This is a genomic window from Pseudomonas lactucae, from assembly GCF_036688725.1.
GTDB classification, from domain to species: domain Bacteria; phylum Pseudomonadota; class Gammaproteobacteria; order Pseudomonadales; family Pseudomonadaceae; genus Aquipseudomonas; species Aquipseudomonas lactucae.
In genome coordinates, this window is sequence record NZ_JAQQPT010000015.1 from 151618 (window position 1) to 175582 (window position 23965).

Genomic DNA, 23965 nt, shown 5'->3' on the forward strand with positions numbered 1-23965 from the left:
GCTGACAGCGCCTGGCTGAACCTCAGCTGAAGGCAATGGCTATCGGGCTAAAACCGTTTGATAAATACCCGCGCCTGTTCAGATCATGGCGGGCCTGTTTCACAAGGCTTGGCCGCCAGTATTGAACCACTCAGGAATATGCCGTTGACATTCCCGACGCCCCAGTGTCTTTCAGCCCTCGTGTTAGCTGCCGCTGCGCTGTTAGCGCAACCCTCTCTGGCGGCAAGTCATGCAGAGGGTTTTGCCAAAGACGTGACCGGCGGCGGCCAAATTGCGGCCATGCGGCCCACCACACCGGCCGAACTGAAAAAGGCGCTGTGTGCAAGCTTCGACACACGCGGCAACTGCACCGATGACACCCCGCGTGTCATCGCTCTGGACCATACATTTGATTTTCGCGGTTCGGTTGTGTCCGACGGCAGCGCCCAAGTCACAGAGGCCGGTTGCATGGCCAACGCCTGCCCCCAGGGCGGCGGGCAATGGGCAATCGACGGTGCCAACCATTTCTGCCAGTCGAAACCGCCTGCCACGGTGACGTATGACAAGGCCGGGTTGCAGCGCCTGAAGATCGGTTCGAACAAGACCCTGCTGGGTGTGGGCGCCCATGCCGGTATCCAGGGCATGGGGTTGTTCATCGGCGGCGGCGCGCACAATGTCATCGTGCGCAACCTGGTTCTGTCGGACATCAATCCCCGCGTGGTCTGGGGCGGCGACGCACTCACGCTGGACGATGCCGATGGCGTGTGGATCGATCACAACACCTTTGCGCGTGTCGGTCGCCAGATGATCGTGACCGGCTGGGGCAGCGCGACCCATGTGACGATCTCCAACAACGAATTCGACGGCCGCACGCCCTACTCCGCGACCTGCGATGGTCATCATTACTGGGTATGGTTGTTTCTGGGCCATCACGACACCCTGACCCTGCTCAACAACTATGTGCATGACACCTCGGGACGCGCCCCTCATTCCGGCGGCATGGGCAATGCCGAAGTGCGCGCGCAACTGGTCAATAATCTGTTTGTTCATCTGACATACCAGGGCGCGGTCATGTCGCGTACCGCCAGCTCCTATCTACTGGTGGAAGGCAATGACTTCGAAGACGTGTCCCACCCGCTGTTCAACGATACCCAGCAACCGGGCAGCGCGTATGCCCTCTTCACGCCCATCCCACCGTCGCCCGACGATGCCTGCCAGGCTGCGCTGGGCAGGCCCTGTGTTGCCAACCGGCAACGCCTGAGTGGCGATGATTATCGTCCCCGGGATGCTTCTGTGCTGGAGGCGTTCAAGGCCTACCGTCAATACCTTGTTGCACCGCAGCCAGCCGACGTTGCGCGAATTGGCGTGCAGCGCGATGCCGGTGCGGGCCACCTCACCCCTGGAAACCACTGATGCGACGTCTCTTGCTGCTGATGCTCTGCTCACTGGCGACGCCTGCCTTCGCCGGTTTCGGCTTCACGCGCACCGACTCGCGCATCGTCGTCGACACCGATGCACAGTTGCTGTTCAGCGTGGACACCCGCAATGGCGATCTGGTGTCCCTGCGTTATCGCGGCAGTGAATTGCAGACCACCGAACCCAAGGCCTCGCAGCTTGCATCCGGGCTGGGTAGCGCGCAGGTAGAGGCACACACAGTGGGTGATGTGATCGTCATCAGCGTGCGGACCGGTGATTTGATCCACTACTACTTGGCAAAAAAAGGTCGCGCAGCCATTTACATGGCGACCTACGCGCCCACCTTGCTGCCCGTGGGCGAGCTGCGCTTCGTGGCGCGGCTCAACGTCGGCAAGCTGCCCAAGGCTGTGCATGGCACCGATTCCAATGTCGGCACGGCACTCGAAGGCAAGGACGTGTTCTTGCTACCGGATGGCCGCACCAGTTCCAAGTTCTATTCGGCGCAACCGATGATCGACGACCCATTGCACGGTGTGAAAGGCCCGGGTGTCGCGGTGTATATGCTGATGGGCAACCGCGAGCTCAGCTCGGGCGGTGCGTTTTTCAAGGATATTGCCACCCAGAAAACCCCGATCACCCACGAGCTGTACAACTACATGTATTCCAACCACACCCAGACCGAGCCCTTTCGCGGCGGCCTGCACGGGGTCTACGGGCTATTGTTTACCGACGGTGATGGGCCTGATGCACGCTTGAGCGACCTGGGTTTTGTCGACAATCAACTGGGCCTTGCGGGCTTCGTGGACAGCGCCGGGCGCGGCACCCTGGCCGGTCATGTATCCGGTGTCGACGGTGGGTTGCCGGCGGTGGTGGGTTTGAGTAATGCCAACGCCGAGTATTGGGCACGCGCCGACGGCAGCGGGCGGTACGTCGTGACCGGGGTCAGACCTGGACACTACCGGGTCACGCTGTACCAGAATGAGCTGGAAGTCGCGCAAACCACCGCCGCAGTGAGCGCCGGCGGCACCACGCAAACCAGCCTGCAGGCGCAACCGCTGGCCGGCCAGGTGAAATGGCAAATCGGTATGCCAGATGGCACGCCGGCGGGTTTTCGCAACGCCCACCTGCTGGCATCCGCCCACCCCAGCGATTCACGCATGGCGCCATGGGCCCCGGTCACCTACACCGTTGGCAGCAGCCCTGTCGACGCCTTTCCCGCCGCGCAATGGCGCGACGTCAACAGCCCGACCCGCATCCAATTCGTGTTGGCCGCCAACGAGGTGACGGCTTACCGGTTGCGCCTGTTTATTTCACTGGCCCAAGCCGGAGGGCGCCCGGCGGTGAGTGTCAATCAGCACTGGGAGGCGCCCGTGCCAGCGGCCTCGAATCAACCTGACAGCCGTGGGATTACCCGAGGTACTTATCGCGGTAACAACAGCGTGTTCGAGATCAATGTGCCGGCCACGGCGCTGCATGCGGGTGTCAACACACTGGAGATCGGCGTGGCGTCGGGTAAAACGGGCACGGGCTTTCTGAGCCCTGGTTTTGTGTTTGATTGCGTGCAGTGGGTGCGCCCCTGAACAGCGGAGTCGCCACGCTTACTTACCCAGGTTTTGATTCATTAAATTATCTAAAACAGGGCGTTGATTGGCGGCCTGCCATTCATGCAAATGCGCGCAACCCTCAGCATTGACTTCAGCGAGGTTGCTGCGAGGGTCGCACAGCGTCAGCCATTTTTGCCGCAGGGATGGGTACTTTATAAAGTCTTCCCGCGCCGGCGGTTGGCCGCCGGATATTCGCAGCACGGACAACACCAGCAGCACGGACGCGCCAAGGCCTATAGAGCACTTTTTATAATTCATATTCAGCTTTCCGTAGAGTGGGAGCGCTCAGCGAACAGCGCTGAACACTCGGGATACGGCGCGACTATAGGAACTAAATGGATCGATAAAAAGATCCACTTTCCGGGCATTTCATAGAGCCATTAATTCGCGTTGGATGCCCTGATAAAAACGCGGATCGGTATCTTCTACGCCTCGAAACTACTGCGGCGCCCTTATAAATCCTGATCCACCACGTCCCGCATCCTGTCCCCCACCGACTGCCTCAACCAGGCCGCGTGCAGCGCCATGTCCGCCACCGTCAGGTGCACCCAGAACCTGACGCTTCGTACCTTGCCATCAACCCGGGCGTAGCACACGTCAATGTGACTGATGCTGGAAAAAGCGGTCGGTTGGAAGGGCCTGATCGAGTGGATGGCGCTGTAAGGCACCTGCTCCTGCGTGGGGGCTCGGGCGGGACGGCTCTGGGTGAACGTCAGGCACTGTTCGTTTTCGTCAAAGCAGAACCCATGCCCTTGCGCTTCTCGGGTGAGCCAGTAAAGCATGCAAAAGGACGCTGACGCGCTGATCACCGCGAGGATAAAAAACAACCGGTCTTCGCCCGGGGGTGCGCGCGTCCCTGGCGGCTGGGTGGCCATGAGCGTGAGCCAGTAAGCTGGCAACGCCAGCAATAACGCCGCGACGTAGAGCTGACTGCCCAGGTTGCCGGTGCGCAGCACCGTGTCCGGGCTGTCCCAGACGGGAGGATGCGGTGGCGGTTCACGGTTCATGTGCGAGCTCTTTGGTTTGGCAACCCGGTCATTGTTAACCGGATGCGCGAACACGGCCAATTTAAAAACAGCCAGGACCTACCCCGCCCCTCAACATAATAAAATTGGATAATTTTAACGATTAATAACATTACAATATCTGATAATTAGCTTATTCCAAAAAAATACTTTCCCAGCGGTTTTTTATAGGAATATCTTCATTCCACAGACCGACCCCACGCCTGGCGGAGGACGTATCAGCCGACGCCATACGAGGGCACCCCATTGAACACCTTCAAATTGATGAGCCGTCTATTGGCCCCGTGCGCACTGGTCTTAGGCCTGGCCGCGTGCTCGCCTTCGGCTCAAGACAGCCAGGGCGGCAAGACCCTGAACATCGCCTTCTTTGGCGATAACACCACCCTGGTCAGCGTCGATCCGTTCCAGGTGTATTGGCTCGAACATCGCGTGCTGCTGCGCAATGTCGCCGAATCCCTCACCGACCAGGACCCGCAAACCGGCAAGATCATCCCCTGGCTGGCGAACAGTTGGGAAGTCAGCGATGACGCACTCACCTTCACCTTCCACCTGCGCGACAACGTCACCTTCAGCAATGGCGAGCGCTTTAATGCCCTGGCGGTGAAAACCGCGTTCGACAGCAACAAAGCCCTGGCTACCGAGTTGCCCGCCACCTTCGGCGCCACCTACCTGGCGGGGTTCGATCATGCCGAAGTGGTGGACGACCTGACCGTCAAGCTGGTGCTGGCCAAGCCCAACGCCGGTTTCCTGCAAGCGACGTCCACCACCAATCTGGCGATCCTTGCGCCAGCTTCCTATGCGCTCAGCGCCAAGGAGCGCTCCCTTGGCAAGATCATCGGCACCGGGCCGTTCGTGCTGGCCAGTTACACGCCGGAAGTCGGCGCACACCTGACCAAACGCAAAGGCTACGCCTGGGCTTCGGCCAACATGAAAAACCAGGGCGAAGCGCACCTGGACGCCGTCGACATCAGCTATATCCCCGAAGAGAGCGTGCGCAACGGCCTGTTCCTGCAAGGCAAAGCGGACATCCTGTGGCCGCGCAACCCGTTCTCCGAGGTCGACCTGAAACTGTTCCAGTCCAAGGGCGCGACCATCCAGAGCCGCTCATTGCCGGGGCCTGCGCTGAACCTCTATCCCAACACCCGTGGCGAGCGCGCACTGGCCGACAAGCCCGTACGCCTGGCGCTGCAAAAGTCCATCGACCGCAAGAGCTACGCCAGCACCGTGTACAACGCCGAGTTCCCGGTGGTCAATGGCATCTATGACGTCACCACCCCCTACTTCAAAGGCCAGGGCGACAAGCTCGCGTATGACCCCGCTGGTGCCGAGCGCCTGCTGGAACAGGCCGGCTGGGTCAAGGGCGCGGACGGCTACCGCAGCAAAAACGGCAAGCGCCTGAGCCTGAGCTACAACATCACCCCGGCCGAAACCGCCGGTGATGTGCTGATCCAGGACCAACTGCGCAAAGTCGGCATCGACTTGAAACTCAACGTGGTCACCCGCGCCGAATGGGTCGCCAATAACAGCGCCGGCAACTATGACCTGACCAGCACCTACATGACCCGTGCCGATCCGATCATTCTGCAAACCATCCTCGACCCGCGCAGCGCCAACAGTGCGACCCTGGCCACCAACCTTTACGAACCGGCGGTGCTGGATAAAGCCAAGGGGCTGTTCGATGCGGGCATCACCGCCACTCAAGGTCCGCAACGCGCCGCGGCCTACGGCAACCTGCAAGACCTGCTGGTGGATGAAGGTTCGGCGTTCCCGGTGTACGAGCGCGTGTGGCAGGCGGCGACGTCACCCAGGGTGAAGAACTTCCGCTGGACCGCCGAAGGCTTTGCACTGCTGGGTGATATCGAGGTCGGCACGCCATGAGCCGCTACCTGATCGGCCGCGTCGGCCAGGCGCTGCTGGTGCTGTGGGGCGCCTATAGCATCACCTACTTCATCCTCTATCTGCTGCCGGGCGACACGCTGTCGATCATGCTCAGCGCTTCGGGCATGGAGGCCGATGGGCTGTCGGTGGAAGACCTGGCCAAGGCGCGGGCTTATTACGGGCTGGATAAAGGCCTGTTCGAGCAATATATCGACTTGCTGTGGGGTGCGCTGAGGGGCGATTTCGGCCAATCCCTCTCGCTTAACCGCCCCGTGGCCGAGTTGCTCGCCGAGCGTCTGCCGCAGACGCTGTCCCTGGCCGGCCTGGCGATTGGGCTGTCGCTGCTGGGCGGGGTCGGCCTGGCTTACCTCACCGCGTATATCCGCTGGCAGCCATTGAAAAAAGCGCTGACGCGCGTGCCGTCGCTGGGTTTTTCGGTACCGGTGTTCTGGATGGGGCTGTTGTTGATCCAGGTGTTCGCCTTCGGCCTGGGCTGGTTTCCGGCCACCGGCAGCCGGGGTTTTGAAAGCCTGGTGCTGCCGGCGGTCACCCTGGCGATTCCGAGTGCGGCGGTGTACGCCCAAGTGCTGCAACGCAGTTTCCAGGGTGTGTGGAACGAGCCCTACATCGTGACGGCGTATGCCAAGGGCCTGAGCCGCGGTCAGGTGCAGGCGCGGCATGGCTTCAAGAACGCAGCGCTGCCGATCCTCACGCTGATCGGTTTGCAGGTCGGCAATACAGTGTCCGGCGCGGTGCTGGTGGAGACTATTTTCGCCCGCTCCGGCATCGGCCGACTGGCCCAGGAAGCGGTGCTGCGCCAGGACATTCCAGTGGTGCTGGCGATTGTCGCAGTATCGGCGGCGGCATTTGTGCTGGTGAACCTGCTGGTGGACCTGCTTTATCCCTGGCTCGACCCACGCATTTCACACACGCCAAAGGTGTCCTAGACCATGACCACGCTTAATCGAAACCTGGGGCTTTCGGCACCGCTCTGGCGGCGCCGCAGTTACCTGCAACGGGCAGCGGCAACCTTGCGGCCATTGCTGCTTCGGCCGGGGTTCAGCCTGGCCGTGCTGGTGGTGCTGTTCGCATTGGTGGCTGCGGCAGCGCCGCAGTTGCTCAGCGGCTTCGACCCCTACGCCACTTCGCCGCTGGACAAGCTGCGCGCGCCGAGCCTGACCCACTGGTTCGGCACCGACGAGCTGGGCCGCGACCTGTTTACCCGTGTGGTGTACGGCGCGAACCTGTCGGTGCTGGCCGCGTTTCTCGCGGTGGGCATCGCGCTGCTGGGCGGGCTGGGCTTGGGCGTCCTGTCTGGTTTTGCCGGCGGGCGTATCGACGCGGTGATCATGCGGTTTATCGATGTGCTGCTGGCCCTGCCCGGCCTGTTGCTGGCCCTGGCCATCGTCACCGCCATTGGTTTCGGCACGGTGCCGGTGGCTATTGCGGTCGGCATCGGCATCATCCCGGGGTTCGCCCGTACCACCCGTGCCGAGGTGTTGCGGGTCAAAACCCTGCCCTATGTGGAGGCGGCCCGCCTGGGCGGTGCCAGTTGGGGGCGAACATTGCTGCGGCACATTCTGCCCAATGCCTGGGGCCCGGTGGCGGTGTTGGCGACCCTGGATTTCGGCGCCGCGATTCTCGCCACCGCGGGCTTGAGCTTTCTCGGCTTCGGCGCCGCGCCACCGGCGGCGGAATGGGGCACCTTGATCGCCAACGGTCGGCACTTTCTGATCACCGCGCCGTGGGTGTCGTTGTTGCCCGGCCTGTTTCTGGTCGCGGTGGTGTTCAGCCTTAACCATATCGCCCGCACATTCGAGGAGGTTCAGCGATGAGCCCGCTTTTAGTCGATGTACGCCAGCTGAGTGTCGATTACCGCGCCGACGGCCAAGTCAACCAGGCCGTTCGCACGCTGTCATTCTCCATCGCCCAGGGCGAAACCGTGGCGATTGTCGGCGAGTCCGGCTCGGGCAAGTCGACCCTGGCCAACGCCATCCTCGGCCTGCTGCCGGGCAATGCGCAGATCAGCGCCGGGGCCCTGTGGGTGGACGGCAACGACCTGACCCACGCCAGCGAACGCCAGAAACGCGCCCTGCGCGGGCGTACCCTCGGGCTGGTGCCGCAAGACCCGACGGTGAGCCTCAACCCGACCCTGCGCATCGGCCAGCAAATCGCCGAAGCGCTGATATTGGCCAAGGGCAAGCGCTACCCCGGCGTGGATGCCGATATCGTTGAGCTGCTGCAACAGGTCGGCATCGACACGCCGGTGCTGCGCGCGCGCCAATACCCCCACGAGCTGTCCGGCGGCATGCGCCAGCGCGTGCTGATCGCCATCGCCCTGGCCGGCAACCCACGCCTGATCATCGCCGACGAGCCCACCAGCGCCCTCGACGTCACCGTGCAGCGCAAGATCCTCGATCACCTGCAACGCCTGGTCAGTGAACGCGGGATTGCGCTGCTGATCATCACCCACGACCTGGGCGTGGCCACTGACCGCGCCGACCGTATCCTGGTGATGCAGCACGGCGCCGTGGTCGAACAAGGCCCGCCCCGGCAGATCCTTGCCCGGCCCACTCACGACTACACCCGCGCGCTGATTGCCGCCGCGCCCGCTTTCGCCAAACGCCGCGAGCCGTTGATCAACCTTGACCTCGGGCGCGCGCCGATCCTGAGCTTGCACAACGTCGGCAAACGCTTTGCACTGCCTCCGGTCAAAGGCGAAGCCAACAGCTTTGTAGCCCTGGAGGATCTGAGCCTGCAGGTGTACCCCGGCCAGACCCTGGCGATCGTCGGCGAGTCCGGCTCGGGCAAGAGCACCGCGCTGCGCATCGCCCTAGGCCTGGAAAAACCCAGCCAGGGCCGAGTCTGCTTCGAACAGCAGGACGTCACCGACCTGAGCTGGCGCGAGTTCCGGCCATTGCGCCAACGCCTGCAACTGGTGCAACAAAATCCATTCGCCGCCCTTGACCCACGCTTCACCGTGTTCGACAGCATCGTCGAACCGCTGGTGTCGTTCGGGCGGCTCAAGGGTGCGGCGCTGGAACAGGCGGCGCGTGAGCTGATCGGCCGCGTGCACTTGCCGGTGAGTTTCCTGGACCGGCTGCCGCGCGAACTCTCCGGCGGCCAGTGCCAACGCGTCGCCATTGCCCGCGCCCTGGCGTTGAAGCCGGACGTGTTGCTGCTCGACGAACCGGTCAGCGCCCTGGATGTGTCGGTGCAGGCGCACATTCTCGACCTGCTTGAAGCGCTGCAGCGGGAGATGGGCATCGCTTATGTGCTGGTGTCCCATGACTTGTCGGTGGTCGCCAACTTTGCCCATGAGGTGCTGGTATTGCGCAATGGCCGGGTGATGGAACAAGGCTCGGTGGAACAGATCTTCAACCGGCCGGCCACGGCGTACACCCGTGAGCTGATTGCAGCGATTCCGGGCCAGGTGGCGGCCTGAGTGCGGCGTGGTAACCCAGTCCCGGGCGTGAACCACTGCGCGTCCCTCAACCTTCAGCCAAGGAGGCCGCAAGTGCCGGCGCACAGGTAGACGCCGCTACCGCAACGGCACATAAATATCGGTCTGCCACTGACCCTGCGGTGTCTGCGGGAAGATGCTCAGGTACTCGAAGAACAGCGGATGATCACGCAGCTCCTCGCCGCTGCCTGGGAGCCAGTCGCGGTAGATCGGATAGATCGATTCCGCGATGTGATCCGGCGAGCCCACGTGTCGCACCACGACACAACGCCCGCCGGGGATAGTCCGCTCGGTTACGCCGAATTCATTGGCGCGTACCGCCTCGCGAATCTCGCCGCAGATCGCAAACCGGAACTCATCGGCCGGGGTCGTATCAGGGTTACCGAACGCAATACCAAAGCTGCGACTGGTTGCCACCGGCGACTGTCCGCTGCGCATGCGCCACTGTATGAATTGATCCACGCTTTCAGGCACCCGCGCTGGAGCGCCGCAGTGCTCGAGTGTTGCAACCCTGACGGTGGGAAAGTCGACAATTCTGACTTGCATGATGATGCTCCTGGAAAAATGAGGGATGGCGAATACCGCATTCCAGACCTGCCAATTCGGGCGCTTTCTGAAGGCGCTCGGCGTCATGCCGAACGCCCGCCGGAACGCCCTGGAAAACGCTTCGGGGCTTTCAAAACCGGCTCCCGATGCGGCGTCCAGCACCGAGTAATCCGCCACGGAGCACAAACCGTGCGCCGCACGTCGAAGCCGCATCAGTTGCACATAACGTGACACCGGTACGCCCACGAACGCGGTGAATTGCCTGTGGAAGTGATACGCCGAAAAATTCGCCACGCCGCTCAACGTTTTTACACAGAGGTCGCCCTCAAGGTTCGCGTCGATGTAGGCCAATACCCTGTCGAAACGGGTTGTGTAGGCGGTATTGTTCGATGAGTCAGGCACTGGATAGAGGCTCCGGGGTATTCGCTGGACACCAGCTTCGGCTATTGCGAGGGACGGCGCCTAGCCGTGTTTGCTCAGTATGCCGTGGATAGTCGCCTGTCACCTTTCAAGGGCAACGGAGCAATTGTCCAACCCCCTCCACTCACCTTATCCTCCTATCTCCCCGACCCCACAAACCCGGAGCCGCCATGGACCTCGCCACCCTCGCCCTCTTCCTCCCCGCCTGCTTCGCCCTGAACATGGCACCCGGGCCGAACAACCTGTTGTCGGTCAGCAACGCCACCCGCTACGGCTACCGCACCGCCTGCCTGGCGGGTATCGGCCGCCTGCTCGCGTTCGCCGGCATGATCGCCCTCGCCGCCGCCGGTTTGGCGGTGGTGCTGCAAACGTCGGAACTGTTGTTCTACGGGATCAAGATCCTGGGGGCGGCGTATCTGTTTTATCTGGCGTACCAGCTGTGGCGGGCCAGTCCTGAAACTGAAGCGCAATCGGCGGCGGCCAACGTGGGTTTGTGGGCGTTGGCGCGCCAGGAATTTCTGGTGGCGGCGGGCAACCCCAAGGCCATCCTGATCTTCACCGCCTTTCTTCCGCAATTCGTGGTCCCCGGGCAACCCATCACCCCACAGTTCGCCCTCCTGGGCGTGATGTTCCTGGTGCTGGAATGGATCGCCATCAGCGCGTACGCCTATATGGGCCTGCATATGCGCCGTTGGTTTGCGCAACCTCGGGGCAAGCGGATATTCAATCGCTGCTGCGCGGGGTTGTTGTCGGCGGCGGCGTCGGTGTTGTTGATGGCGCGGCGCGCTTGAGGGACGAACGGCACCGCTCATAACCCTTGAGCAGCAGCTAGACTCCATGGACCACCGACTCCGTGGAGACCCCAAATGCGCCATAAAAACACCCTCTGCCTCTGGTACGACGGCACCGCCGAGGAGGCTGCACGCTTCTACGCCCAAACGTTCCCCGACAGCACAGTGAACGCCGTGCACCTGGCGCCGAGTGATTACCCGTCAGGCAAACAGGGCGACGTATTGACCGTGGACTTCACGGTGCTGGGCATTCCCTGCATTGGCCTGAACGGCGGTCCGATATTCCCGCATACCGAGGCCTTCTCGTTTCAGATAGCCACCGATGATCAGGCCGAAACCGATCGATATTGGAACGCTATCATCGGCAACGGCGGCCAGGCCAGCGCCTGCGGCTGGTGCAAGGACAAATGGGGCGTGTCGTGGCAGATCTCGCCACGGGTATTGACGGATGCGGTGACAAACCCCGATCCGGCCATCGCCAAGCGCGCATTCGCAGCAATGATGACCATGACTAAAATCGACATCGCCGCCATCGAAGCTGCCGTGGCGGGGCCCTGAGCACATGCGCCAAAAAAAGACACACAACCGACCCTCGGGTTGCGACCCACCCGATACCGGCCTAGTGTTTTATGTCTCCCTTTGCGTATCCAGGTGATGACATGCCCACACCCTCACGCCCCGCCGTGCTCGAACTGATCGGCAACACGCCGCTGGTTCGCGTGAGCCGCTTCGATACCGGTCCCTGCACGCTGTTTCTCAAACTGGAGTCGCAGAATCCCGGCGGCTCGATCAAGGACCGCATTGGCCTGGCCATGATCGACACCGCCGAACGCGACGGCCGTCTACACCCCGGTGGCACTATTATCGAGGCCACCGCCGGGAATACCGGCCTGGGCCTGGCGCTGGTGGGGCGGGCCAAGGGCTACCGCGTGGTGCTGGTGGTGCCCGACAAGATGTCCACCGAAAAGGTGTTGCACCTCAAGGCCATGGGCGCCGAGGTGCACATCACCCGCTCCGACGTCGGCAAGGGCCACCCCGAGTATTACCAGGACATGGCCGCGCGCCTGGCCAAGGAGATTCCCGGTTCCTTCTTCGCCGACCAGTTCAACAACCCGGCCAACCCCCTGGCCCACGAGACCAGCACCGCACCGGAAATCTGGGCGCAAACCCAGCACGACGTGGATGCCATTGTGGTGGGCGTCGGCTCGGCGGGCACCCTGACCGGCCTGACGCGTTTTTTCAAGCGCGTGCAACCTGAACTGCAGATGGTACTGGCCGATCCTGTGGGCTCGGTGATGGCCGAATACAGCCGCGGCAACACTCTGCCAAGCCCCGGTTCGTGGGCGGTGGAAGGCATTGGCGAGGACTTCATTCCGTCGATTGCCGACCTGTCCAGCGTGCGTCACGCCTATTCCGTCAGCGACGAAGACAGCTTCGACCACGCCCGCCAATTGCTCAAGGCCGAGGGTATCCTGGGCGGCTCGTCCACCGGCACCCTGCTTGCCGCCGCCCTGCGTTACTGCCGCGAACAGACCGCGCCCAAGCGCGTGGTGACGTTTGTCTGCGACACCGGCACACGCTACCTGTCCAAGGTCTACAACGACCAATGGATGACCGATGCCGGCCTGCTGCACTACAAGCACTACGGCGACCTGCGCGACCTGATCGCCCGCCGCTTCGAAGACGGCCGCGTGATCAGCGTAAGCCCCGACGACACCCTGCTCACCGCGTTCCAGCGCATGCGCCTGGCCGACGTCTCGCAACTGCCGGTGCTGATCGACGGCCGCGAACTGGTGGGCGTGATCGACGAGTCCGACATTCTGCTGGGCCTGCACCACGATGCCGCGCATTTTTCGATGATCGTCGCCAGCGCCATGACGGACACCCTGCGCACCCTGGCTCCCAGCGCCAGTCTCGTCGAATTGCAGGCGGAGCTGGACCGTGGCCTGGTCGCCATCATCGCCGACACGGGCGGCTTTTACGGCTTGATCACCCGCGTTGACCTGCTTAACCACCTACGGAGATCCCTTGCATGAGCCAGCCCGACAAAAGCGCGTTTGCCACCCGTGTAATCCACGCCGGGCAATCCCCCGACCCGAGCACCGGCGCGCTGATGCCGCCGATCTACGCCAACTCCACCTATCTGCAAGACAGCCCCGGTGTACACAAGGGCTTTGACTACGGCCGCTCCCACAACCCCACGCGGTTTGCCCTGGAGCGTTGCGTAGCCGACCTTGAAGGCGGTACGCAGGCGTTTGCGTTCGCCTCCGGGCTGGCGGCGATTTCCACGGTGCTGGAACTGCTGGATGCCGGCGCGCATATCGTCTCCGGCAATGACCTGTACGGCGGCACTTTTCGTCTGTTCGACAAAGTGCGCCAGCGCAGCGCCGGGCACCGGTTCAGTTTTGTCGACCTGAGCGATGTGGCGGCATTTGAAGCGGCGCTGCAAGACGACACGCGCATGGTCTGGGTCGAAACCCCGAGCAACCCACTGCTGAGCCTGACCGACCTGGCTGCCATCGCGCGTATCTGCCGCCATCGCGGGATCATCTGCGTGGCCGACAACACCTTCGCCAGCCCCTGGATCCAGCGCCCATTGGAGCTGGGCGTTGATGTGGTGGTGCACTCCACCACCAAATACCTCAACGGCCATTCGGATGTCATCGGCGGCATCGCCATTGTCGGCGACAACCCTGGGCTGGCCGAACGCCTGGGCTTCCTGCAGAACTCGGTGGGTGCCATTGCCGGGCCCTTCGATGCCTTCCTGACCCTGCGCGGCGTGAAAACCCTGGCCCTGCGCATGGAGCGCCATTGCAGCAACGCGCTGCAACTGGCGACCTGGCTGGAACAGCAGCCGCAGGTCTCACGGGTGTACTACCCCGGCCTTGCCTCACACCCGCAACACGCATTGGCGTGCAAACAGATGCACGGGTTTGGCGGGATGATTTCGCTGGACCTGAACAGCGACCTGTCCGGCGCCCGGCGTTTTCTGGAAAACGTGCGGATCTTTGCCCTGGCCGAAAGCCTGGGAGGCGTGGAAAGCCTGATCGAACACCCGGCGATCATGACCCATGCGAGCATCCCGGCGGCGACGCGGGCGCAGTTGGGGATTGGCGATGGGTTGGTGCGCTTGTCGGTGGGGGTTGAGGATCTGGAGGATCTACGCGCGGACCTGGCGCAGGCCTTGGCCCGAATATAAATCCTCCAGACAACAGCGGACCACATTTTGATCCTTACACATCAGGTAGTTATCAACCTGCCGAAGTGATGTTGGCCCGCGCGCTGTGCAGTTTCTTGTAGCTCTCGATCAAGCGCAAATGCCGGTCCAGTCCTTCCAGTTTCAGGCTGGTCGGCGTCAAACCGTAGAACCGCACGCTGCCGTCAACCGAGCCGATCACCGCGTCCATGCGCTCATTGCCGAACATGCGGCGAAAGTTCACCTCGTAATCGGCCAGTTCCAGGTCGTCGTCCAGTTCCATTTCCAGCACCGCGTTCATCGCCTGGTAGAACAGGCCACGGTCGGCGGTGTTGTCGTTGTACTGCAGGAACATCTCCACGCATTCCTTGGCTTCTTCATACTGCTTCAAGGCCAGGAAGATCAGCAGCTTCAACTCCAGAATGGTCAGTTGGCCCCACGCGGTATTGTCGTCGAACTCAATGCCGATCAGGGTGGTGATGTCGGTGTAGTCGTCCAGTTCGCTTTCGATCAGGCGCTCGACCAACGCCTGCAGCTCTTCCTCGTCAAGGCTGTGCAGGTTGAGGATATCGGCGCGGAAGAACAGCGCCTTGTTGGTGTTGTCCCAGATCAGGTCGTCCACCGGGTAGATTTCCGAGTAGTCCGGCACCAGGATGCGGCAAGCGGTGGCGCCGAGGTGTTCGTACACCGCCATATAGGATTCTTTGCCCATGCCTTCCAGGATGCCGAACAAGGTCGCGGCCTCTTGGGTGTTGGAGTCTTCACCCTGGCCCGAGAAGTCCCACTCGACAAACTCATAGTCCGACTGCGCGCTGAAGAAGCGCCACGACACCACGCCGCTGGAGTCGATGAAGTGCTCCACAAAGTTGTTCGGCTCGGTCACCGCCTGGGCTTCAAAGGTCGGCTGCGGCAGGTCGTTCAAGCCTTCGAAGCTGCGGCCTTGCAGCAATTCGGTAAGGCTGCGCTCCAGCGCCACTTCCAGGCTTGGGTGGGCGCCGAACGAGGCGAACACGCCACCGGTGCGCGGGTTCATCAGGGTCACGCACATCACCGGGAATTCACCGCCCAGGGATGCATCCTTGACCAGCACCGGGAAGCCCTGGGCCTCCAGGCCTTCAATGCCCGCCACAATACGCGGGTACTTCGCCAGCACCTCGGCCGGCACATCCGGCAGGGCAAATTCGCCTTCGATGATTTCGCGCTTCACCGCCCGCTCGAAGATCTCCGACAGGCACTGCACCTGGGCTTCGGCCAAGGTGTTGCCCGCGCTCATGCCGTTGCTGAGGTAGAGGTTTTCGATCAGGTTGGACGGGAAGTACACCACCTCACCATCCGATTGGCGCACGAACGGCAACGAAACGATACCGCGCGCTTCATTGCCGGAGTTGGTGTCGAACAGGTGCGAACCGCGCAGCTCACCGTCGCGGTCGTAGACCTTGCGGCAGTAGGCGTCGAGGATCTCGCTCGGCAGCTCGTCGTTTGGCCCAGGCTGGAACCAGCGCTCGTCCGGGTAGTGCACGAACGGCGCGTTGGCCAGTTCCTCACCCCAGAACTGGTCGTTGTAGAAGAAGTTGCAATTGAGCCGCTCGATAAACTCGCCGAGTGCCGACGCCAGGGCGCCCTCTTTGGTCGCGCCCTTGCCGTTGGTAAAGCACATCGGCGACTGTGCATCGCGAATATGCAGCGACCACACATTGGGCACGATATTGCGCCACGAGGCGATCTCGATCTTCATGCCCAGGCCCGCGAGGATCGCCGACATATTGGCGATCGTCTGCTCCAGCGGCAGGTCCTTGCCCGCAATGTAAGTGCCGCCTTGCGACGCCTCGATGGGCATCAACAGGGCCTGGGCATCGGCGTCGAGGTTGTCCACCTGCTCGATCACGAACTCGGGACCGGCCTGCACCACTTTCTTGACCGTGCAACGGTCGATGGAACGCAGGATGCCCTGGCGGTCCTTGTCGCTGATGTCCGCCGGCAACTCCACCTGGATCTTGAAGATCTGGTTATAGCGGTTTTCCGGGTCGACGATGTTGTTCTGCGACAGGCGAATATTGTCGGTGGAAATGTTGCGGGTCTGGCAGTACAACTTCACAAAGTAGGCTGCGCACAACGCCGACGAAGCCAGGAAATAGTCGAACGGCCCCGGTGCCGAACCATCGCCTTTGTAGCGAATGGGTTGGTCGGCAATCACCGTGAAGTCATCGAACTTGGCTTCAAGCCGGAGGTTGTCGAGAAAGTTGACCTTGATTTCCATGGGGTACACCAGAATAACGGCTGAACAAAAATGGCCGCCATTATGGGGTTTTTCGTCGATTGATTTCAGGCTTTTGACCAATGGCGGGATAAATAGCAGCTATGCATTAATCTTCTGCAGCTTGGTGCCGATGCACTGTGGGCAACCAGGGAGTAGTCGGAATGCGTAACAACCAGCCCGTAACACAGCGCGAGATTTCACTCGCACCTTCGCAAAAGCTTATCTCCACCACCGATACTCAAGGTGGTATCACGTACTGCAACGAGGCCTTTGTCGAGATCAGCGGCTTTGAACACGCCGACCTGATTGGCGCGCCGCAGAATATCGTGCGTCACCCCGATGTACCGCCAGCGGTCTTTGCGCACATGTGGAGTGCGCTCAAACAGGGCCTGCCATGGATGGGCATCGTCAAGAACCGCTCTAAAAACGGCGACCACTATTGGGTGAATGCGTACGTTACGCCGATCTTCGAAGGCAGCCGTGTGGTGGGGTTCGAGTCGGTGCGAGTCAAGCCCACGGCAGATGAAATTCGTCGTGCCCAGGCCCTGTACCAGCGCCTCAGCCAGGGCAAGGCCGCCATACCGCACCAGGACACCTGGTTGCCGACCCTGCTCGGTTGCGTGCCGTACGTGACCACTGGCCTGGCGGGCGCCCTCGGCGGGCTGTTTCTGAGCATGCCGGCAGCCGTTGCGGTGGCCGTGGCGGTTGCGGTGCCGGTAGGCGTACTTTGCGCCCGTGCGCGCCTGGGCTCGACGCTGCGTCTGTTGAACGGTGTCGAACCGTCGACGTCAGACGCCTTGATCGCCCAGATGTACAGCGACGCGCGCGGCCCCCAGGGGCGCTTGGAAACCGCGTTCCTGAGCCAGAACGCGCGCCTGAAAACCTGCCTCACCCGCCTGCAGGACAGCGCCGAACAGCTCAGCGTCCTGGCCGGGCAGTCGGATCAGTTGGCCACCGCCAGTTCCAAGGGCCTGGACCGCCAGCGCGTCGAAACCGAGCAGGTCTCGGCCGCCGTCAACCAGATGGCTGCCACCACCCAGGAAGTCGCCAGCCATGTGCAACGCACCGCCGACGCCACCCAGCAAGCCAACGTGCTGACCGGCCGTGGCCGTGACGTGGCGCGCGACACCCGCGAGGCCATCGAGCGCTTGTCTGCCGTGGTCGGCGAAACCGGCACCACCGTGGCGCAACTGGCCCGGGACAGCGACGAGATCGGCAGCGTGGTCGATGTGATCAAAGGCATTGCCGACCAGACCAACCTGCTGGCTCTCAACGCGGCCATCGAAGCGGCACGCGCCGGCGAACAAGGCCGCGGCTTTGCCGTAGTGGCCGACGAAGTGCGTCAACTGGCGCAACGCACGTCGCAATCGACCACTCAGATCCATGCCCTGATCACCCAGCTTCAGACCTCCTCCAACAACGCCGTGCAGAGCATGCAGAACGGTCATCGCCAGGCGCAGGAAGGCGTGGCCTGGGTACTCGAAGCCGACCAGGCGTTGGTCGGCATCAGCGAAGCGGTGGCGCATATCACCGACATGACCACCCAGATCGCCGCCGCCACCGAAGAGCAAAGCGCCGTCGCTGAGGAAATCAGCCGCACCATCGTCACCATCGCCGAACTGGCCGACCAGACCTCGGTACAAGCCCATCAATCCACCGATCTGAGCAAGGAACTGACCAACACCGCTGCTACCCAGTACGCGCTGGTGGAGCGTTTTAACCGCTGAGGCACGCGAGGCTGCGAAAACGGCGGCAGGGTCAAGATATTCCTTGCTTGCCCTACCGCTATCGCCGCCTCGCTAAAGCTCGACGGCTCCCACAGGTGATCAGCCTCGGCGTGGATGCGAAAGCGGCGGCACGGCTGACATTTTCATCGTCTGCCCGCACGCTGTCGTCTCAACAGCTGATATGTTTCACTCCTGCGTTGTCGTGTTGAGTCAGCCCTCAAAGCCCCACTACCTGCCAAGGAATGCCCATGAACTTCTTCAAGAAGCTGTTCGGCTCATCGAAAAAAAACCAGCCCCTTGAACCCGCGCCTCAAGCCCCCGTGGCACCTGCACTGGCCGACACCGAATCCGCCAACCTCGCCGCACGCCTGGCCAGCGCTGAGTGCCTGGACCGTCACTGGCAATCGGTGGGCAGTGTGGAAAAAGACGTCCTCGCCTACCTGATCAGTCCCAGCTTCAGCGGCGGCCCGTATTGGCCGTCGACTCGCCAAGCCTATCGCGTGGTCCGCCGTGAAGGCTCCATCGTCCTCGCCACCGATGGCCTGTCCGATCCATTCGACGATGCCGAAGGCCTGGGCAATGGCTTCGAAATGGAACTGTTCCTGGAAACCGCCGACATCCCCGAACACGCCCGTGGCACCTTGGGCGATGTCGACCCCTTACGCCGCAGCTGGGCGTTCGAGCTGATCGAACACGTCGCCAAGACCGTCGCCAATGCCGGTGGCATCACCCAGCAGTTGGAACAACATGGCGTGCTGTCCCTGGAGCTGCCGGGGTTCAGCCTGTCGCATGTAATGAGCGACCAACTGCCGAGCTTGTTCGTGACCGAAGACGACGCGGCCGGCGTACTGCTCGGAGGGCCGGCCCCGGACTTCCCTACCCGCCTGGACGACATGCCGCTGTCGCCGGTGCAATTGGTGCCGGTGGTGTTGATCACCGCATCGGAGCTTGAATACGTGCGGGCCGGCGGGCGGGCAGCGCGAGAGGATCTGGTGGCGCGGTTGCAGGCTGCCGGCGTGGGGCATACCAGCAGCCTGTATCGTGAGAGCGTGGTGTGATGGGATTTTTTGATCGGTTGTTCGGTGGCCGCTTTACACTGCCGCCCCCGGATGAAACCAACGCCAGCCACGCGGCAATCATGCGGGAATTTCGCACACCGGAATCCAAGGCACGCAAGCAAGCGCTCGGAACCCTGACCGAATCCCTGTCAAGCGCCGCCCCCGAACCAGAAAGAGCCAGACTGGTACGACGTGTGCTGCGTAAATATGCCGTCGACCAAGACGCCACCAGCGCCCTGATCGACGGACTGCTTGACCCGTCAAGAGGCCAGAAACTCGCCTACCTCGCACTGCTCAGCGTCGATTGGCGTGGCTTCGACGAATTTGAATACCTGGCGCCCTATCTGGCCTCAGTCAGTGGCGTGCCAGAACCTTATGCCTACGTGCACACCGGCACGCGACCGATGCAAGAAGTCCTGGACAGCTTTGACCAATGGCTTGCGGGCTTCGGTAAACGCTTCCTGCATCTGGACTCCGGCGGTGATGAGTACGTCGGGTTTATCGTGGATGCGGAACGCGTTGAAAGCACGCTTGAGCTGGCACAACAAGCAGGTGTAAAGATCAGTATCGAGGGGTTTTAACGTCTGGCGGCGCCAAAGGTTCGGGCTTTTGTCGACTTCATGGGGGGCCCGTATCCGGATATGTCGCTGGTGTTGGAGGGATAGGTAGCCTGTCCACTTGCCTGCCTGCGAACAAATGACTGTTTGGCCGCACGCATGGGCTGATATGTTTCGTGCCTCGCCAGCCAAGGAATGTGCCATGCAACCGTTAGCCGCAAACGCCGCGTTATTGATCATCGACATGCAGCAAGGCATGAACCAGCCGGCGCTTGGGCGACGCAACAACCCCGACGCCGAGCTGCACATGCAACGCCTGCTGGGCGCATGGCGGCAGACAGACCGGCCGGTTGTGCACGTGCGGCATATTTCTCGCACCCCCGGTTCCGTCTTCTGGCCGGGACAACCGGGCTGTGAGTTCCAGGCCGCGCTGCAACCACTCGCGCATGAGCATGTCGTGGAAAAAAACGTTCCGGATGCGTTCACCCACACAGGACTGGAGCGCTGGCTGCATGCGCGTTCGATCAGGCAACTGGTGGTCGTCGGGGTGATCACCAACAACTCCGTCGAAGCCACCGCGCGCTCAGGCGGCAACCTTGGGTTTGATGTGATTGTGGCCGCCGACGCCTGCTATACCTTTGACCAAACCGACCTGTCGGGGCGTTTATGGTCTGCCGAGGACGTGCATGCGTTGTCGCTGGGCAACCTGGCGATGGACTATGCCAGGGTGGTCGCGACCGATACGATCCTGGTGTCTGCTTAAAACACCTGAAGCAAGCGCGCAATGGCCTTGCGCAGATCCCCATGTGCCTCTTGCCGCGTTATAACGCCAGTGCGCTAGATACAAGCTTCAACGGCCACACAGGCCAAATGTGGGGAGCACGTTTGCTCCCTACAAACATCCGCCCCACATTTGACCGTATCAGCGGTCAGTAGCCCAGCGACAGCCCGGTATTGCGTCGTGGGTCATTCGCGCCGTAGAAGCGGTTATTGCCCACCGGTTTGCCACCCAACGACGGGGCGCCGACCAGGATCGCCGCCAAGTGGTTGGCATCCTGCGGACCGGCGAACTTGTGGCCCCAGCTTTCGAGGATTTTCTGGGTGTCCGGGCTGACCGCGAAGGTTTCCAGGTTGGTGGTCTCGGGCATCCACTGCTGGTGGAAACGCGGCGCGTCCACGGCTTCCTGGATGTTCATCTTGTAGTCGATGACATTGAGGATCGTCAGCAAGGTCGCGGTGATGATACGACTGCCACCCGGCGTGCCCACCACCATCACAGCCTTGCCATCCTTGGTGACGATGGTCGGACTCATCGACGACAGCGGCGCCTTGCCGGGGGCGATGGCGTTGGCTTCACCCTGCACCAGGCCGTACATGTTCGGCACGCCGACCTTGACGGTGAAGTCGTCCATTTCATCGTTGAGGATCACCCCGGTCTTGCTCGCCATCACGCCCGCGCCGAACCAATCGTTGAGGGTGTAGGTGACGGAGACCGCGTTGCCCCACTTGTCGACGATGGAGTAATGGGTGGTGTTATTGCCTTCGTGGGGCGACACGCCCGGCTTGATGGCCTGGGAGTCACCGGCCTTTTGCGGCTCGATCGCATCGCGCAGCTTGGTCGCGTAGTTTTTGTCGAGCAGGTGCTCGATCGGGTTCGTCACGAAGTCCGGGTCGCCGAGGTAGCTGTTGCGGTCCACGTAGGCGTGACGCATCGCTTCGATCTGGTAGTGCAGGCCCTGGGCCGAGTGATAGCCCAGGTCGGCCATCGGGTAGCCTTCGAGAATGTTCATGATCTGGCAGATCACCACGCCGCCCGAGCTCGGTGGCGGTGCCGAGACCACGTGGTAGCCGCGGTAGTCGCACTCGATCGGCGCCAGTTCGCGGGTTTTATATTTGTCGAGATCCGCCTGGGTGATGATGCCCTTGCCGGCCTGGCTGGAATCCACCAGCGCCTTGGCTACCCAACCTTTATAGAAGCCGTCCGTGCCCTTGGCGGAGATTTCCTTGAGGGTCTTGGCCAGGTCTTTCTGCACCAGTTTCTGGCCGACCTGCATCGGTTGGCCGTTGTGCAGGAAGATCCCGCGCAGGTCCTTGTCTTTTTCGAACTCGCCGGTGGCGGTATGCAGCAGGTCGATATCTCCCTGCTCCAGGACGAAGCCGCTTTCCGCCAGCTTGATGGCCGGGGCAATCACCTGGGCGCGCTTGAGGGTGCCGTATTTGCTCAGGGCCAGTTCCATGCCGGAGACCGTGCCGGGTACGCCGACGGCCAGGTGCCCCTTGGCGCTCAACCCTTCAATAACGTTGCCATCCTTGTCCAGGTACATGTTGGCGGTGGCCGCCAGTGGGGCTTTTTCGCGGAAGTCGAGGAAGGTCTTGCGCCCGTCCGCCAGTTGCACGGTCATGAAGCCGCCACCGCCGAGGTTACCCGCCGCCGGGTACACCACCGCCAGCGCGTAGCCCACGGCCACCGCCGCATCCACTGCGTTGCCGCCGGCCTTGAGCACATCCACGCCCACATGGGTCGCCAAGTGCTGGGCCGTCACCACCATGCCGTTTTCACCGGCCACCGGGGCCTGGGACGCGGCGTGCACACCACTGACCGTCAATACCAGCGCAGTGGCAATCAAGGTACGGCTGAAGGGTTGGTATTTCATCCATGGCTACTCTGGTTATTGAGATGCACCAAAATAGCCCTTAGCGGATTTAATCCCCAGCGCAATGGCGTTTTTATTACAGAACCTGTCGGTCACAGAACGGCCATCAAAACGCCCATGCTATATTTCCCGTCACTTTCCGCCGCCTCCCAGACACGAGCGCCTCCATGAGCTTTGATTTCGACACGATCCACCCCCGCCTCGGCACCGGCAGTACCAAGTGGAACCGTTACCCGGCAGACGTATTGCCGATGTGGATCGCCGACATGGACATCGCCACGCCGCCGGCGATACTGCAGGCCCTGCATGCGCGCCTGGACCAGCAGATCCTCGGCTACAGCGTGGCCGGCCCGGATGTGCGCGAGGCCATCGTCGCCGACCTGTGGGCCAAGTACGCCTGGCGCGTGCAGCCGGAAGAACTGCTGTTTTTGCCCGGCGTCGAACCGGGTTTCAATATGGCGCTGCATGCGTTTGTAGCGCCTGGCCAGCCGGTGGTGCTGCAAACCCCGAACTATCGCCCGATTCGCCTGGCGCCCGGGCACTGGAACCTGCCGCGTATTGAAGTGCCGTTTCAATTGATCGACGGCGAATATGTCACGCCGATGTCCACAATGAACGAAGCGCTGAATGGCGCCGGGGCCCTGCTGCTGAGCAACCCGCACAACCCGATAGGCAAAGTGTTCCCGCGTGAAGAACTGCTGGCGCTCGCCAACGCGTGCCTGGAGCAAGGCGCGCTGATCATCAGCGACGAAATCCATGCCGAACTGTGCTTCGATGGTCGCCGTCACATCCCCACCGCCAGCCTCGGCCCAGACATTGCGCAGCGCACCATCACGCTGATGTCGGCGAGCAAGGCCTACAACGTGGCCGGCTTGAAGACCTGCTTTGCAGTGATCCAGAACGCCGAGATCCGTGAGCGTTTCAACAACGCCCGTTGCGGCATGGTCGACAGCGTCAGCCCGCTGGGCCTGGAGGCCACCCGCGCCGCCTACAGCCAATGCGGCGAATGGCTTGAGGCGCTCAAACAGTACCTGCAAGCCAACCGCGACTACCTGCTCGACGCCGTGCGCACCCGCCTGCCGGGCGTGGTGATGCACGCACCGCAAGGCACCTTCCTGGCCTGGCTCGATTGCAGCGCCCTGGGCCTGGTCGACCCGCAGCAGTTCTTCCTGGAACAGGCCAAGGTCGGCTTGAGCGCGGGCATTGAGTTCGGCGATGACAGCCAGCAGTTCGTGCGCCTTAACTTCGGCTGCCCACGGGCGATGCTGGAAGAGGGTCTGCAGCGCATGGAACGCAGCTTACAAAACCGCTGAAACGGGTGGGAACCGCGGCAGGCGCTTTCGGCACACATCTGGCTCATTGAACCCTTGTGTCGTCGAAGCCGCTCCGGAGCC

At 62.2% G+C, this 23965-nt stretch carries 20 protein-coding genes; 15 read left to right on the forward strand and 5 right to left on the reverse strand.

The annotated features are described in order from the left end of the window. Positions 1 to 138: 138 nt before the first annotated feature. On the forward strand, positions 139 to 1392 hold the full coding sequence (locus V6M90_RS18610) for a pectate lyase family protein (RefSeq protein WP_003173757.1): 1254 nt from the start codon (positions 139 to 141) through the stop codon (positions 1390 to 1392). Then, positions 1392 to 2975 (forward strand): rhamnogalacturonan lyase B N-terminal domain-containing protein, encoded by a 1584-nt coding sequence (locus V6M90_RS18615; protein WP_332846924.1) that lies wholly within the window; start codon positions 1392 to 1394, stop codon positions 2973 to 2975. Before V6M90_RS18610 ends, V6M90_RS18615 begins: the two co-directional genes overlap by 1 nt. An 18-nt stretch (positions 2976 to 2993) precedes the next feature. Here V6M90_RS18615 and V6M90_RS18620 read toward each other — a convergent pair whose 3' ends face one another. Together V6M90_RS18620 and V6M90_RS18625 are read right to left on the reverse strand one after the other, a co-directional pair. Next, entirely contained in the window at positions 2994 to 3257 is a 264-nt protein-coding gene (locus V6M90_RS18620; protein ID WP_003173754.1) for a hypothetical protein, read from the reverse strand. A gap of 194 nt (positions 3258 to 3451) precedes the next feature. Then, positions 3452 to 4006 (reverse strand): hypothetical protein, encoded by a 555-nt coding sequence (locus V6M90_RS18625; protein ID WP_181408605.1) that lies wholly within the window; start codon positions 4004 to 4006, stop codon positions 3452 to 3454. A gap of 282 nt (positions 4007 to 4288) precedes the next feature. Between V6M90_RS18625 and V6M90_RS18630 the strand changes: the two genes are divergently transcribed. The 4 genes from V6M90_RS18630 to V6M90_RS18645 are packed head-to-tail and all read left to right on the forward strand — an operon-like array spanning position 4289 to position 9347. Then, positions 4289 to 5902: an ABC transporter substrate-binding protein gene (locus V6M90_RS18630; RefSeq protein WP_305429612.1), complete on the forward strand. Its 1614-nt coding sequence runs from the start codon at positions 4289 to 4291 to the stop codon at positions 5900 to 5902. Then, positions 5899 to 6849, forward strand: a complete 951-nt coding sequence (locus tag V6M90_RS18635; RefSeq protein WP_332846925.1) for an ABC transporter permease — start codon at positions 5899 to 5901, stop codon at positions 6847 to 6849. The genes V6M90_RS18630 and V6M90_RS18635 overlap by 4 nt, the downstream gene beginning before the upstream one ends. Positions 6850 to 6852: 3 nt before the next feature. Next, entirely contained in the window at positions 6853 to 7737 is an 885-nt protein-coding gene (locus V6M90_RS18640; protein ID WP_003173750.1) for an ABC transporter permease, read from the forward strand. After that, positions 7734 to 9347, forward strand: a complete 1614-nt coding sequence (locus V6M90_RS18645; RefSeq protein WP_332846926.1) for an ABC transporter ATP-binding protein — start codon at positions 7734 to 7736, stop codon at positions 9345 to 9347. Before V6M90_RS18640 ends, V6M90_RS18645 begins: the two co-directional genes overlap by 4 nt. A 96-nt stretch (positions 9348 to 9443) precedes the next feature. On the opposite strand, the gene V6M90_RS18650 is transcribed toward V6M90_RS18645, so the two are convergent. Further along, a complete protein-coding gene (locus V6M90_RS18650) occupies positions 9444 to 10313 on the reverse strand; it encodes an AraC family transcriptional regulator (RefSeq protein ID WP_332846927.1) in 870 nt (289 codons plus the stop codon). 188 nt (positions 10314 to 10501) lie between these two features. On the opposite strand from V6M90_RS18650, the gene V6M90_RS18655 reads away from it, so the two are divergent. From V6M90_RS18655 to V6M90_RS18670, 4 genes are all read left to right on the forward strand, one after another. Next, positions 10502 to 11122, forward strand: coding sequence for a LysE family translocator (locus V6M90_RS18655; protein WP_003173746.1), 621 nt, complete (start codon positions 10502 to 10504; stop codon positions 11120 to 11122). Positions 11123 to 11197: 75 nt separating this feature from the next. Further along, positions 11198 to 11680 carry a VOC family protein gene (locus tag V6M90_RS18660; RefSeq protein ID WP_003173745.1) on the forward strand — a complete coding sequence of 161 codons (483 nt, stop codon included), beginning with the start codon at positions 11198 to 11200 and terminating at the stop codon, positions 11678 to 11680. 101 nt (positions 11681 to 11781) lie between these two features. Next, positions 11782 to 13158, forward strand: coding sequence for a cystathionine beta-synthase (locus V6M90_RS18665; protein WP_305429505.1), 1377 nt, complete (start codon positions 11782 to 11784; stop codon positions 13156 to 13158). Next, positions 13155 to 14321 carry a cystathionine gamma-synthase gene (locus tag V6M90_RS18670; protein WP_003173743.1) on the forward strand — a complete coding sequence of 389 codons (1167 nt, stop codon included), beginning with the start codon at positions 13155 to 13157 and terminating at the stop codon, positions 14319 to 14321. Before V6M90_RS18665 ends, V6M90_RS18670 begins: the two co-directional genes overlap by 4 nt. Before the next feature lie 52 nt (positions 14322 to 14373). Here the strand turns inward: V6M90_RS18670 and V6M90_RS18675 are convergent, their stop codons facing one another. Beyond that, on the reverse strand, positions 14374 to 16575 hold the full coding sequence (locus V6M90_RS18675; protein WP_042944632.1) for an OsmC domain/YcaO domain-containing protein: 2202 nt from the start codon (positions 16573 to 16575) through the stop codon (positions 14374 to 14376). Positions 16576 to 16736: 161 nt separating this feature from the next. On the opposite strand from V6M90_RS18675, the gene V6M90_RS18680 reads away from it, so the two are divergent. The 4 genes from V6M90_RS18680 (at position 16737) to V6M90_RS18695 (ending at position 20680) form a co-directional block, all read left to right on the forward strand. Next, positions 16737 to 18302, forward strand: coding sequence for a methyl-accepting chemotaxis protein (locus V6M90_RS18680; RefSeq protein ID WP_332846928.1), 1566 nt, complete (start codon positions 16737 to 16739; stop codon positions 18300 to 18302). Between the two features lie 248 nt (positions 18303 to 18550). Then, positions 18551 to 19360 carry a suppressor of fused domain protein gene (locus tag V6M90_RS18685; RefSeq protein WP_003173740.1) on the forward strand — a complete coding sequence of 270 codons (810 nt, stop codon included), beginning with the start codon at positions 18551 to 18553 and terminating at the stop codon, positions 19358 to 19360. Next, positions 19360 to 19941: a DUF6630 family protein gene (locus V6M90_RS18690; protein WP_078824506.1), complete on the forward strand. Its 582-nt coding sequence runs from the start codon at positions 19360 to 19362 to the stop codon at positions 19939 to 19941. Before V6M90_RS18685 ends, V6M90_RS18690 begins: the two co-directional genes overlap by 1 nt. Positions 19942 to 20119: 178 nt before the next feature. After that, positions 20120 to 20680 (forward strand): cysteine hydrolase family protein, encoded by a 561-nt coding sequence (locus V6M90_RS18695; RefSeq protein WP_332846929.1) that lies wholly within the window; start codon positions 20120 to 20122, stop codon positions 20678 to 20680. A gap of 166 nt (positions 20681 to 20846) precedes the next feature. On the opposite strand, the gene ggt is transcribed toward V6M90_RS18695, so the two are convergent. Beyond that, the gene (gene ggt, locus V6M90_RS18700; protein WP_003173737.1) at positions 20847 to 22571 is read right to left on the reverse strand and encodes a gamma-glutamyltransferase; all 1725 of its coding nucleotides are present in this window, start codon (positions 22569 to 22571) and stop codon (positions 20847 to 20849) included. 167 nt (positions 22572 to 22738) lie between these two features. Here ggt and V6M90_RS18705 point away from each other — a divergent pair, with 167 nt between their 5' ends. Next, complete coding sequence (locus V6M90_RS18705; protein WP_305429496.1) at positions 22739 to 23884, forward strand: MalY/PatB family protein; 1146 nt, start codon at positions 22739 to 22741, stop codon at positions 23882 to 23884. The last annotated feature ends 81 nt before the right edge of the window (positions 23885 to 23965 follow it).